Genomic DNA, 12360 nt, shown 5'->3' with positions numbered 1-12360 from the left:
TTATGAATCGCACCCTCCCTGAACCCGACCTCGACTACCTGCAACGGGTACTGCTGGAAATGCTCGCCATCCCCAGCCCCACCGGGTTTACCGACACCATCGTGCGCTATGTCGCCGAACGCCTCGATGAGCTGGGGATTCCCTTTGAGCTGACCCGACGCGGCACTTTGCGCGCGACCCTCAAGGGCCAGAAGAACAGTCCGGACCGTGCCGTTTCCGCGCATTTGGACACCATCGGCGCCAGCGTGCGGGCGATCAAGGACAACGGCCGTCTGGTCCTGGCGCCCGTGGGCTGCTGGTCCAGCCGTTTTGCTGAAGGCAGCCGGGTCAGCCTGTTCACGGACAATGGGGTGATCCGCGGCAGTGTCCTGCCATTAATGGCTTCCGGCCATGCCTTCAATACCGGGGTGGATGAGTTGCCGATCAGTTGGGACCACATCGAGTTGCGACTGGATGCATATTGCGCGACCCGGGCCGACTGCGATTCCCTGGGGATCAATATCGGCGACTACGTGGCATTTGATCCGCTGCCGGAATTCACCGAAAGCGGCCATATCAGCGCGCGGCATCTGGACGACAAGGCCGGGGTGGCAGCACTGCTCGCCGCATTGAAGGCCATTGTGGACAGTGGCGAACAACCGCTGATCGACTGTCATCCGCTGTTCACCATCACCGAAGAAACGGGCAGTGGCGCGGCCGCCGCATTGCCGTGGGATGTGAGCGAGTTTGTCGGGATTGATATTGCCCCAGTAGCGCCGGGCCAGCACTCCAGCGAGCACGCGGTGAGCGTGGCAATGCAGGATTCGGGCGGGCCGTATGACTATCACTTGTCGCGGCACCTGCTGCGCCTGGCCAGCGATAATGAACTGCCGGTGCGCCGTGACATGTTCCGTTATTACTTCAGCGATGCCCATTCGGCCGTCACTGCCGGGCATGATATTCGGTGCGCCTTGCTGGCGTTTGGCTGCGATGCGACCCACGGGTATGAACGTACCCATATCGACAGCCTGGCGGCGTTGAGCCGATTGCTGGGGGCTTACATCCTGAGCCCACCGGTTTTTGCCAGCGATGCGCAGCCGGCGCAGGGCTCACTGGATCGCTTCAGTCATCAGATCGAACACGATGCGCAGATGGAAAGCGACACGCGAGTGCCGTCGGTGGAGAGTCTGGTGGGGGACAACCGGAACTGAGGCACTGCAGAAGCAATGGTGGGAGTTGGCTTGTCTGCGATGCAATCAACGCGGAGCAACTGAATGACCGCGTTGATGCCATCGCGGGCAAGCCCGGCTCCCACAGGCCTTGCGGTGCTCGCGAAACGTGGGGTGAACTCGCTTTCTGTAGGAGCTGGCTTGCCTGCGATGCAATCAACGCGGTGCAACTGAATGACCGCGCTGATGTTATCGCGGGCAAGCCCGGCTCCCACAAACCTTGCGGTGCTCGCGAAACGTGGGATGAACTCGCTTTCTGTAGGAGCTGGCTTGCCTTCGATGCAATCAACACGGTGCAACTGAATGACCGCGCTGATGCCATCGCGGGCAAGCCCGGCTCCCACAGCCTTGCGGTGCTCGCGAAACGTGGGGTGAACTCGCTTTCTGTAGGAGCTGGCTTGCCTGCGATGCAATCAACGCGGTGCAACTGTATGACCGCGTTGATGCCATCGCGGGCAAGCCCGGCTCCCACAAACCTTGCGGTGCTCGCGAAACGTGGGGGTGAACTCGCTTTCTGTAGGAGCTGGCTTGCCTGCGATGCAATCAACGCGGTGCAACTGAATGACCGCGTTGATGCCATCGCGGGCAAGCCCGGCTCCCACAGACCTTGCGGTGCTCGCGAACCGTGGGGTGAACTCGCTTTCTATGGGAGCTGGCTTGCCTGCCCCCACATGCACCTAGACCTGCGACTGAGCGCCTTCAAACCACTTCAGTTTCTCACGCAGCAAAACCACTTCGCCCACGATCACCAGCGTCGGCGCATGAACTTCATGCTCCGCCACCAATGTTGGCAAGTCAGCCAGGGTGCCCGTAAATACCCGCTGGTTGGACGTAGTGCCCTGCTGAATCAACGCAGCCGGGGTGTCTGCCGAACGACCGTGCTTGATCAGCTCTTGGCAGATGGTCGGCAAACCCACCAGGCCCATGTAGAACACCAGGGTCTGTGCCGGAGAAACCAGATCACTCCAGGGCAAATTGCTGGTGCCGTCCTTCAGGTGGCCCGTCACGAAACGCACGGATTGCGCGTAATCACGATGGGTCAGCGGAATACCGGCATAGGCTGCGCAACCGCTGGCAGCGGTGATGCCCGGCACGACCTGGAACGGTATCCCGTGAGCGGCCAGCTCTTCGATCTCTTCACCGCCACGGCCAAAGATAAACGGATCGCCACCCTTGAGCCGCACCACGCGCTTGCCTTGCTTGGCCAGGTCCACCAATTGCTGGTTGATCTGGTCTTGCGGCACCGCATGCTCGGCGCGACGCTTGCCGACATAAACGCGTTCGGCATCGCGACGGCACAACTCAAGAATTGCCGGTGCCACCAGGCGGTCGTAAAGCACCACATCAGCCTGTTGCATCAGTCGCAGCGCGCGGAATGTCAGCAGGTCCGGATCACCCGGCCCGGCACCCACCAGATAAACCTCACCGGTGGTTACGGTCGCCTGACCATTGATTTTGGCCAGCAGCAAACGCTCGGCCTCAGTGCCCTGCCCGGCCAGTTGGCGGTCGGCAATCGGGCCCTGGAAAACGTCTTCCCAAAAACCACGGCGCTGCTGCACATCCGGAAACAAGCCTTTGACCTGGGTGCGAAAACGAGCGGCAAGGCCCGCCAACTGACCGTAGGTCGAAGGAATCCAGGTTTCGATCTTGGCGCGAATCAAGCGCGCCAGCACCGGCGCATCACCGCCACTGGAAATGGCGATCACCAGCGGCGAGCGGTCGACAATTGCGGGGAAGATCACGCTGCACAAGGCAGGAGCATCCACCACATTGACGGGCACGCAGCGACGATGGGCGTCAGCGGAGACCTGGGCGTTGAGTGGCTCATCGTCCGTTGCAGCAATGATCAGGACACACCCTTCAAGGTCAGCCTCAACATAGCCGCGCAGCACCTGTTCGCCACCGCTGCTGTTTATCAACTCGCACAACTGGGGCTCTATGGCGGGTGCAACCACCCGCAGCACGGCACCGGCATCGGCCAGCAGCCGGGATTTGCGCAAGGCAATCTCCCCACCGCCGACCACCAGTACACGGCTGCCACGCAGGTTATGAAACAGCGGCAGAAACTCCATTTAGCCGATGACCTCAATGCCGCCCATGTAAGGCTTGAGTACGTCAGGCACACGGATCGAGCCGTCTGCCTGCTGGTAGTTTTCCAGTACGGCTACCAGCGTACGGCCTACAGCCAGACCGGAACCGTTGAGGGTGTGAACCAGTTCAGGCTTGTTGGTTTCCGGGTTGCGGAAACGTGCTTGCATGCGACGGGCCTGGAAATCACCGCAGTTGGAGCACGACGAAATTTCGCGGTACTTGTCCTGGCTCGGGATCCACACTTCCAGATCGTAGGTTTTGACGGCGCTGAAGCCCATGTCGCCGGTACACAGCGCCAGGGTGCGGTATGGCAGTTCAAGCAATTGCAGAACTTTCTCTGCGTTGCCAACCAGACCTTCCAGTGCATCCATCGAGGTAGAAGGCTCAACGATCTGGACCATTTCGACCTTGTCGAACTGGTGCTGACGGATCATGCCGCGGGTATCACGGCCCGACGCACCGGCTTCACTGCGGAAGCACGGCGTGTGCGCCACCAACTTGATCGGCAGGGCTTTGTGCTCAACGATTTCGCCGGCAACGATGTTGGTCAGCGTCACTTCAGCGGTCGGAATCAGGTAGAAATCGGCTTCGCCTTCACGGCTGATCTTGAACAGATCTTCTTCGAACTTCGGCAACTGGCCAGTGCCTTGCAACGCAGGGGCCTGAACCAGATAAGGCGTGTACGCCTCTTCGTAGCCATGCTCACCGGTGTGCAGGTTGATCATGAACTGGGCCAGCGCACGATGCAGGCGGGCAATCGGGCCGCGCAGCAGGGCAAAACGGGCACCGGACAGTTTGGCGGCGGTTTCGAAGTCCAGCCAGCCATGCTGCTCGCCCAGGGCCACGTGGTCCTTGATCGCGAAATCGAAGGCAGTCGGGGTGCCCCAGCGACGGATCTCGACGTTGTCGTCTTCGTCAGCACCTACCGGCACGGAAGCATCCGGCAGGTTGGGCAGGCCCAGCAGGATGGCGTCCAGTTCGGCCTGGATGGCGTCCAGCTCAACCTTGCCATTGGCCAGATCGCTGCCCATGGTTTCAACACTGGCCATCAGTGGCGCGATGTCTTCGCCGCGAGCCTTGGCCTGGCCAATGCTTTTGGAGATGGCATTGCGCTCGGCCTGCAGCTTCTCGGTCAGGGTCTGGACTTCCTTGCGCTTGGCTTCCAGCGCGTCGATGCGCGCCACGTCCAGCTTGAAGCCACGGGATGCCAGGCGATCCGCTACGTCCTGCAGGTTGCTACGTAACAGTTTGGAATCAAGCATGTCGGTTTCTCGTTATCAAAGTTTGGTCAGGGACAGGCCAGCCCACGTCGCGAGCAGCCCGCCGAATACGCTGAGGGCCGCGTAGCCCAGTGCCAGTGGCACCTGCCCGCTTTCAAGCAGGCGCACCGTATCCAGTGAAAAGGATGAAAAAGTGGTCAAGCCACCCAGGAAACCGACCATCAGCCCGGCGCGGACTTCAATCGGTACTTCCGGGCGTATCAGAAAAAGTCCGTACAGGACGCCAATCAGCAGGCAGCCCACGATATTAACGGCCAACGTCGCGGTATAAAAGTGCCGCGGCCAATTGGCGTTGATCCAGTTTCCTGTGGCAAAGCGCAACAGGGTGCCCGCAATGCCACCCACCGAGACTGCAACCACCAATGGAATCAAGGTTTTCTCCGCTGTTTGGGGCTGGCTCGATCGAGTGCGGCGAGGTGTTTAAGCTTTTCACCGATTTTAAGCTCAAGGCCCCGAGGGACAGGCTGATACAGGTTCAACGGCTCCAGCTCATCGGGGTAATAGTCCTCGCCAGCGGCATAGGCGTCCGGTTCGTCATGGGCATAACGGTATTCGTCGCCATACCCCAGCTGCTTCATCAGTTTGGTCGGCGCGTTGCGCAAATGCAGCGGGACTTCGAGCGAACCATACTCGGCGGCGCTGCGCAGTGCGGCCTTGAACCCCATATACACCGCGTTGCTTTTGGGCGCGCAGGCCAGATAGGTAATGGCCTGGGCCACCGCCAACTCACCCTCCGGGCTGCCAAGACGTTCTTGTACGTCCCAGGCCGACAGGCACAGGCTCAAGGCCCGTGGATCGGCGTTACCGATGTCTTCGCTGGCCATGCGCACGACGCGCCGGGCGATATACAGCGGGTCGCATCCGCCGTCGATCATTCGCGCAAACCAGTACAGGGCACCATCCGGATTGGAACCACGCACCGACTTGTGCAACGCCGAAATCTGGTCGTAAAAAGCTTCGCCACCCTTGTCGAAACGACGCTGGGTATCGCCCAGTAGGTTATGCAACAGATCGGTGCCGATTTCGCTGTGGTCTTCAGCCAGGTCCGAGGCGTTTTCCAGCAGGTTGAGCAAGCGCCGGCCATCACCGTCAGCCGCCCGCAGCAATATCTGGAAACCTTCATCGCTGAGGGTCAGGTCACGCTTGCCCAGGCCCTTGTCTTCAGTCAGCGCGCGCTGCACCAGCTTGTGCAGGGCCGCTTCGTCGAGGCTTTTGAGCACATAGACCCGCGCCCGCGAAAGCAATGCGTTGTTCAGTTCAAAGGATGGGTTTTCGGTGGTGGCACCGATAAAAATCAGGGTGCCGTCTTCAACATAGGGCAAGAAGGCATCTTGCTGTGACTTGTTGAAGCGATGCACTTCGTCGACAAACAGGATGGTGCGCCGGCCATACTGGCCCGCCTGCTGCTTGGCGATTTCGACGGCCTGGCGGATCTCCTTGACCCCGGCCAGCACCGCCGAAACGGTTTCGAAATGCGCATCCGACACTTCTGCCAGCAGTCGCGCCAGGGTGGTTTTACCCACCCCCGGCGGCCCCCAGAAAATCATCGAATGCAGCGCGCCCTGCTCCAGCGCTTCACGCAAGGGCTTGCCGCGGGCGAGCAGGTGTTCCTGACCGACGTACTCGTCCAGATTGGCCGCACGTAAACGGGCAGCCAGAGGCTGGGCAATCGGGGCACTTCGAAACAGATCCATGGGCAGCGCTTGAAACCTCTTCCAGGGCTTATTCCTGGATGACATCAGCCCCTTTCGGGATATCGAACTTGAATTTGGACGCAGGAATCGGCTCGTTGACCTTGACCCCGGTGAACAGGATGTTGGTGCGCTGACCCACGCTGTCGATCAACTGCATGTCGTTGATCTTGCCGCCGCGAAAGGACAGGCGCAGGGAGTCGAACAGGGTGTCCTTGGTCTTGGGCTTGAGGGTGAAGTCCATGACGTCACCGGCCTGTTTGGAGGTGATGTCAAAGCTGTCACTGATTTTCGACACATCACCCGACAGCAACAAGGCTGGGGTCTGGGTCAGGCGCTGATCCAGCTTTTTGATCGTGACCTGCTCCAGATCCGGGTCCCAGAGCGAGACTTTCTGGCCATCGGAGACCATCAGTTGTTCTTGCGGTGCGTCGGTGTGCCAGTAGAACAAGCCCGGACGCTTTACCGACATTTCACCGGCAGTTTCCTGCAACTGGGTGCCGCTACCGTCAAGGGTCAGCTGGGAAAAACGGGCGGTGATGGTGTCGGAGCCCAACAGTTGGCCAAGACGTTTCACACTCTCGGCGTCGGCATGGGCCGACAGCGAAGAAAAAGCCAGTACCGGTAGCAACAGCATGCTGACAAAACGCATGGAGATCCTCATTGATTAGTTAGATGCCGTGGGGCAGATCAATCGCGCATCGGGGCTGGCGCCAGTACTTCGCGCGAGCCATTAGTGTTCATCGAGGTCACGACCCCGGCCATTTCCATGGACTCAATCATTCGCGCAGCGCGGTTGTAACCGATCTTCAACTTGCGTTGTACCGCAGAAATAGAGGCACGACGGCTTTCGAGTACAAACTGTACGGCCTCGTCATAGAGCGCATCGGTTTCAGCGTCATCGCTGCCTTCGCTGCCACCATCAAAACCGCTGCCAGGCTCTTCGACGCCGGCAAGGATGTCTTCGTTGTAGTCCGGGGAGCCTCGCAGCTTCCAGGCTTCGACCACACGGTGTACTTCGTCGTCGGAAACAAACGCGCCGTGCACCCGAATCGGCAGGCTGGTGCCGGGCGGCATATACAGCATGTCACCGTGGCCCAGCAGTTGCTCGGCGCCACCCTGGTCGATGATGGTGCGCGAGTCGATCTTGCTCGATACCTGGAACGCCATACGGGTCGGGATGTTGGCCTTGATCAGGCCGGTAATCACGTCCACCGACGGGCGCTGGGTAGCGAGGATCAAGTGGATACCCGCCGCCCGTGCTTTCTGGGCAATACGGGCGATCAGCTCTTCAACCTTCTTGCCGACGATCATCATCATGTCGGCAAATTCGTCGACCACTACCACGATGGTTGGCAACTTCACCAACAGCGGGGCTTCGTCGTGAATGCTTTCACGCTTGTAAAGCGGGTCAACCAGGGGCTCGCCAGCGTCCTGGGCGTCCTTGACCTTCTGGTTGAAGCCGGCGAGGTTACGCACGCCCATCTTGGCCATCAGCTTGTAGCGGCGTTCCATCTCGGCAACGCTCCAGCGCAGGGCGTTGGCGGCATCCTTCATGTCCGTCACTACCGGGCACAGCAGATGCGGGATGCCTTCGTAGATCGACAATTCAAGCATCTTCGGGTCGATCATGATCAATTTGGCGTCTTCAGGGCCAGACTTGAACAGAATCGACAGGATCATGGCGTTAACGCCTACAGACTTACCGGAACCGGTTGTACCGGCCACCAGCAAGTGCGGCATTTTCGCCAGATCGGTGATCACCGGACGCCCGCCGATATCATGGCCCAGGGCCAGGGCCACTGGAGACTTGGCATTGTCGTATTCAGGGGTCGACAGCACTTCGGAGAAGCGCACGATCTGACGATCCTCGTTGGGAATCTCGATACCGACCGTGGTCTTGCCCGGAATAACCTCAACCACCCGCACGCTGGTCACAGCCAGAGAACGCGCCAGGTCTTTGGCCAGGTTTGAAATGCGGCTGACCTTTACCCCGGCAGCAGGCTGGATTTCGTAGCGGGTAATGACCGGGCCGGGGTGAATGGAGTCCACCGTGACCTCAACCCCGAACTCCTTGAGCTTGATTTCAAGCAAATGGCCAACGGCCGCCAGGGATTCAGGGGAATAATTGAGTTGCTTCTTTTCAGCAGGGTCAAGAATCGAGATCGGCGGCAACGTGCCTTCAACCGCGCTGTCCACAAACAGCGGCGCCTGCTTCTCTTTCTGTACACGCTTGCTCGGTTCAGGTGCCTTGGGCGGCGCTGGCGCGATAACTGCCGGTACGTGCTTTTCACGCTCGGACATGTGCTTGGTCAGCGCCTGCTCACGTTCAATCAGACGCTCTTTGGCCTTGGCCTGCTCCCGCTTGTCGGAAACGCTTGGGGCAACCACTTCATTGACCCGGCTGTCGACTTCGCGCAGTTGGGCAGCAAGCTGTTTGCGCTCGTTGCGCTCGGACCACCAGCGATTGGCCGCACCCTGGATGAGTTCAAACAGGTCAAGGGTGATCTTGCCCGTCACATCCATGACCTTGAACCATGAAAGGTCCGTAAAGACCGTCAGGCCAAACAGGAACAACGCAATCAGCAACAGGGTACTGCCCTGGATATTCAGCGCATTCTTGGCCAGATCACCCAGGCTTTCGCCCAGCGCACCGCCCGCGCCTGCAGGCAGGGCCACGGCAGAGTGAAAATGAATATGGGCAAGGGCTGCGCCCGAGATCACCAGGAACACCAGACCAACCAGGCGCCACGAGAACAGCCACCCGCTCCACTGCCAGGGCTGATGCCGCTCGCGGAAGATCTGGTACGCCTTGACCGCCAGCAGCAACGGAAAGATGTAGGCAAAATAGCCAAGCACCATAAACAGGATGTCTGCACTGTAGGAGCCGGCTGGCCCACCAAAGTTCTGCACATCCACGACACGGCTGTTATGGCTCCAGCCGGGATCGTCCTTGCCGTAGGTCAACAGGGCCATGATCAGGAACAGGCACAGGGCGCCGATAGCGATCAATGCACCTTCCTTGAGTCGGTAGTGCAATTGCTGACGCCAGAGAGGAACTGCTTTGGGTGCTGCTGTGGATTTCTTCAAAACGGGTCTTTTCCTGCGCCTGTGGCGCGCCCAACTATTAATTGACTAATGTGACTGCAAAATACTGTTCGTATCGAACAGGCGACACGCTCAAACGTGAAATGAAACCAGCCTTGTATTATTTTGCCAGCAGTAACCTGCTGCAAGGTGGGTGTAGCTTAGATCAGCTCAAACAGGCCAGCCATTGTACGGGTTTGAGCCGTTGATGCCATGCTGGCTCAAGGTGCGGTCCGATTCGTCCCGAAACTGGCCGGGAAGCGCCAATTTGAGCATGTATTACCTTTTGTGACAAAGACTTATACCACCGTCAAAACAGAGCTCGCATTTCATTGGCAGATCGACTGAGACCGCACTTGCGCGACAGAGTTGCAGCCGCCCTTCCCTTCTTCTGTAAGACTGATTGCCATGCTGACCTGGTTAAAACGCGACACCCTGACATTTCCGCCCTTGGCAAAAGCCATGCGCGAACCCAATGGCCTTCTGGCCGCAGGTGGCGACCTGTCGGCAGACCGACTGATCCAGGCCTACCGTCACGGCTGCTTTCCGTGGTTCAGCGAAGGCCAGCCGATCCTCTGGTGGTCACCTGACCCGCGCACAGTGCTGTTTCCTGAAGAGCTGCACGTGTCCCGCAGCCTGGGCAAGCTGTTGCGCCAGCAGCGCTATCAAGTCAGCTTTGACCGTGACTTTGCCGCCGTGATTCAAGCCTGTGCAGCACCGCGCGACTATGCGGACGGCACGTGGATTACCGACAACATGCAAAACGCCTACATCGAACTTCACGCTCGCGGCCATGCCCATTCGGTTGAGGTCTGGGATGACGGCGAACTGGTGGGCGGGCTGTACGGCCTGGCAATGGGCCAGTTGTTTTTTGGCGAGTCCATGTTCAGCCGTGCCGACAACGCGTCAAAGTTCGGATTTGCAACTCTGGTCAAACACCTCAAGGCCTGGGGCTTTGTGCTGATTGACTGCCAGATGCCGACTGATCACCTGCAGAGCCTGGGCGCACGTTCAATCCCGAGTCAGCAATTCGCCGATTATTTGCACCAGCACCTGGATCAACCCACAACTGCACAGTGGGTTTTATAGGCGACTTTTACACACTGGCTTACACTTAATTTAAAGATTTCCCGAGGGCCCATCATGACCGAGCTGGCGCGTCTGAAGTTTTATGCCACTCAACCTCACGCTTGCAGCTACTTGCCTGACGAACAGGCCACCACGCTGTTCCTCGACCCCAGTCAGCCGATGGATGTGCAGGTTTATGCCGATTTGTCCGAAATGGGTTTTCGGCGCAGTGGCGACCATCTGTATCGCCCCCATTGCCTGAAGTGCGATGCCTGCACCCCCGCGCGCATTCCTGTCGTCCGGTTCAAGCCCAATCGTCAGCAAAAACGCATTTTCAAGCGCAACGCCGATTTACAGGTCCGACCGGTAAAACCTGGTTTCAGCGAAGAGAACTTTGACCTTTACCAGCGCTATATCGAGCAACGGCATGCCGACGGCGACATGTACCCACCCAGCCGCGATCAATTTTCGACATTCCTGGTACGCGACCTCGCATTCTCCAAGTTCTACGAGTTCCGCCTGGACGGGCGCTTGCTGGCTGTTGCCGTCACGGACGTGCTCCCCAACGGCCTGTCTGCCGTATACACCTTCTACGACCCTGACGAAGAGCGGCGCAGCCTGGGGCGTTACGGCATTCTCTGGCAAATTGCAGAAGCGCAGCGCCTGGGGCTGGATGCGCTGTACCTGGGGTACTGGATCAAGAACTGCAAAAAGATGAATTACAAGACCGAATACAGGCCCATTGAGCTGCTGATTAATCAGAGATGGAGCTCTCTTGATTGAACCCTTGGCTTAAACCCCATTTTTCGGGCACAATGCACGCCGCTTTTGCCTGGCGCAGTTGCACCGGGCCATTCATTGGACACCGAGGGCTTTACTGCATGTCGAAAGAAGACAGCTTCGAAATGGAAGGCACTGTCGTCGACACCCTGCCCAACACCATGTTTCGTGTGGAGTTGGAAAATGGGCACGTCGTAACCGCGCATATTTCCGGCAAGATGCGCAAGAACTACATTCGTATTCTTACCGGTGACAAAGTGCGCGTCGAGCTGACGCCCTATGACTTGAGCAAAGGGCGCATCACTTACCGCGCTCGCTAATCAAGTCAATACAAAACGCCCGGCTCTGCCGGGCGTTTTTGTTTGTCTGCGATTTGAGTCTGTACCCAGGACCTGTGGGAGCGGGCTTGCCCGCGATGCAAGCGGCGCGATATTCCAGCTTAACCGCAAAGCCCGCTCCCACAAGGTGTGTGTGGCCAGGCGAATATCCCGTACCCACAATGAGTGCTGCACACTTCAAACTTCTAAACCTGTAACTTCCCTGTCATATTAATGACCTGCCCGGCGAACCACTCCAATAACTTTCAAACTTCCTGAACCGATGCTGTACCAGCCACACTTATCGGGTTTTAAAGTTGACGCGCCACCACCCACTGAGTAGATTGCACAGGTCGGTCATTCAGGCCGCCTATAAACTTCACAAAAGAAGCCAATGGACACAGTATCTAGTCGCTGTCCGGTCACTGTTAAAACGGAGATCCGGACGCCCAACCCAGACATTGACGGGACTCGCCTGCACGGCGGGGTCAACTGCGCTAGAGCCTGACGCTCCAACGTAACGACCTCACCGGCAGCAGTCCGGTCACGAGGTGTGTTATGACCTTTAAAACCCATGTTCTACCCGGCGTTCGCGCCTTTGCCTCCAGCATGCGCGTGAAACTGTCCCGCGAGCCCACCTATGCTCGCTCGGCAAAATCCCCCTTCTCCATCCCCGTAACCGGTGTAAAACCTGCGCACCGCCAGGTGCAATGGCGCGTCAGTCCGGCCACCGGCCAACTGGAACAGCGCTGGAGCATGGCCGACTCTCAGGACCCGCAGAGTCGCTTTTTGCGCTAAGTTCCACCCCATTAAAACAGTTGTTAATGAACTGGAGTTC

General features: G+C 58.7%; 11 protein-coding genes. 5 read left to right on the top strand and 6 right to left on the bottom strand.

Features of this window, described 5'->3' with window-relative positions:
* The first annotated feature begins 2 nt into the window (after window positions 1–2).
* A complete protein-coding gene (locus tag AC19YQ_RS10690; protein WP_019828486.1) occupies window positions 3–1190 on the top strand; it encodes an osmoprotectant NAGGN system M42 family peptidase in 1188 nt (395 codons plus the stop codon).
* Between the two features lie 695 nt (window positions 1191–1885).
* On the opposite strand, the gene cysG is transcribed toward AC19YQ_RS10690, so the two are convergent.
* The 6 genes from cysG to ftsK are packed head-to-tail and all read right to left on the bottom strand — an operon-like array spanning window position 1886 to window position 9402.
* Window positions 1886–3280 carry a siroheme synthase CysG gene (gene cysG, locus AC19YQ_RS10685; protein ID WP_339474135.1) on the bottom strand — a complete coding sequence of 465 codons (1395 nt, stop codon included), beginning with the start codon at window positions 3278–3280 and terminating at the stop codon, window positions 1886–1888.
* Window positions 3281–4561, bottom strand: coding sequence for a serine--tRNA ligase (gene serS, locus AC19YQ_RS10680; RefSeq protein WP_339474136.1), 1281 nt, complete (start codon window positions 4559–4561; stop codon window positions 3281–3283).
* Between the two features lie 15 nt (window positions 4562–4576).
* Window positions 4577–4951 (bottom strand): fluoride efflux transporter CrcB, encoded by a 375-nt coding sequence (crcB, locus tag AC19YQ_RS10675; RefSeq protein WP_133078176.1) that lies wholly within the window; start codon window positions 4949–4951, stop codon window positions 4577–4579.
* The gene (locus tag AC19YQ_RS10670) at window positions 4948–6273 is read right to left on the bottom strand and encodes a replication-associated recombination protein A (protein ID WP_048350824.1); all 1326 of its coding nucleotides are present in this window, start codon (window positions 6271–6273) and stop codon (window positions 4948–4950) included. The genes crcB and AC19YQ_RS10670 overlap by 4 nt, the downstream gene beginning before the upstream one ends.
* A gap of 28 nt (window positions 6274–6301) precedes the next feature.
* Window positions 6302–6922 carry an outer membrane lipoprotein periplasmic chaperone LolA gene (gene lolA / locus AC19YQ_RS10665; RefSeq protein ID WP_133078174.1) on the bottom strand — a complete coding sequence of 207 codons (621 nt, stop codon included), beginning with the start codon at window positions 6920–6922 and terminating at the stop codon, window positions 6302–6304.
* A 38-nt stretch (window positions 6923–6960) separates the two neighbouring features.
* A complete protein-coding gene (gene ftsK / locus AC19YQ_RS10660) occupies window positions 6961–9402 on the bottom strand; it encodes a DNA translocase FtsK (protein ID WP_500595132.1) in 2442 nt (813 codons plus the stop codon).
* A 363-nt stretch (window positions 9403–9765) separates the two neighbouring features.
* Between ftsK and aat the strand changes: the two genes are divergently transcribed.
* The 4 genes from aat to AC19YQ_RS10640 all read left to right on the top strand — a co-directional run bounded on the left by aat (window position 9766) and on the right by AC19YQ_RS10640 (window position 12320).
* The gene (gene aat, locus AC19YQ_RS10655) at window positions 9766–10446 is read left to right on the top strand and encodes a leucyl/phenylalanyl-tRNA--protein transferase (protein WP_500595090.1); all 681 of its coding nucleotides are present in this window, start codon (window positions 9766–9768) and stop codon (window positions 10444–10446) included.
* 54 nt (window positions 10447–10500) lie between these two features.
* Window positions 10501–11208, top strand: a complete 708-nt coding sequence (locus AC19YQ_RS10650; protein WP_500595089.1) for an arginyltransferase — start codon at window positions 10501–10503, stop codon at window positions 11206–11208.
* Between the two features lie 98 nt (window positions 11209–11306).
* Complete coding sequence (infA, locus tag AC19YQ_RS10645; protein ID WP_002553999.1) at window positions 11307–11525, top strand: translation initiation factor IF-1; 219 nt, start codon at window positions 11307–11309, stop codon at window positions 11523–11525.
* A gap of 555 nt (window positions 11526–12080) precedes the next feature.
* Entirely contained in the window at window positions 12081–12320 is a 240-nt protein-coding gene (locus AC19YQ_RS10640; protein WP_046809210.1) for a hypothetical protein, read from the top strand.
* The last annotated feature ends 40 nt before the right edge of the window (window positions 12321–12360 follow it).

The organism is Pseudomonas sp. MF06569 (genome assembly GCF_059862735.1).
Note: the sequence above shows the minus strand (reverse complement) of the source record. Positions and strands in the feature narration are given on the sequence as shown.

Bases quoted from the DNA above. Each gene is read 5' to 3' on its own strand.
- AC19YQ_RS10690 (WP_019828486.1), top strand. From the start codon at position 3: ATGAATCGCACCCTCCCTGAACCCGACCTCGACTACCTGCAACGGGTA.
- cysG (WP_339474135.1), bottom strand. From the start codon at position 3,280: ATGGAGTTTCTGCCGCTGTTTCATAACCTGCGTGGCAGCCGTGTACTG.
- serS (WP_339474136.1), bottom strand. From the start codon at position 4,561: ATGCTTGATTCCAAACTGTTACGTAGCAACCTGCAGGACGTAGCGGAT.
- AC19YQ_RS10670 (WP_048350824.1), bottom strand. From the start codon at position 6,273: ATGGATCTGTTTCGAAGTGCCCCGATTGCCCAGCCTCTGGCTGCCCGT.
- lolA (WP_133078174.1), bottom strand. From the start codon at position 6,922: ATGCGTTTTGTCAGCATGCTGTTGCTACCGGTACTGGCTTTTTCTTCG.
- aat (WP_500595090.1), top strand. From the start codon at position 9,766: ATGCTGACCTGGTTAAAACGCGACACCCTGACATTTCCGCCCTTGGCA.
- AC19YQ_RS10650 (WP_500595089.1), top strand. From the start codon at position 10,501: ATGACCGAGCTGGCGCGTCTGAAGTTTTATGCCACTCAACCTCACGCT.
- infA (WP_002553999.1), top strand. From the start codon at position 11,307: ATGTCGAAAGAAGACAGCTTCGAAATGGAAGGCACTGTCGTCGACACC.
- AC19YQ_RS10640 (WP_046809210.1), top strand. From the start codon at position 12,081: ATGACCTTTAAAACCCATGTTCTACCCGGCGTTCGCGCCTTTGCCTCC.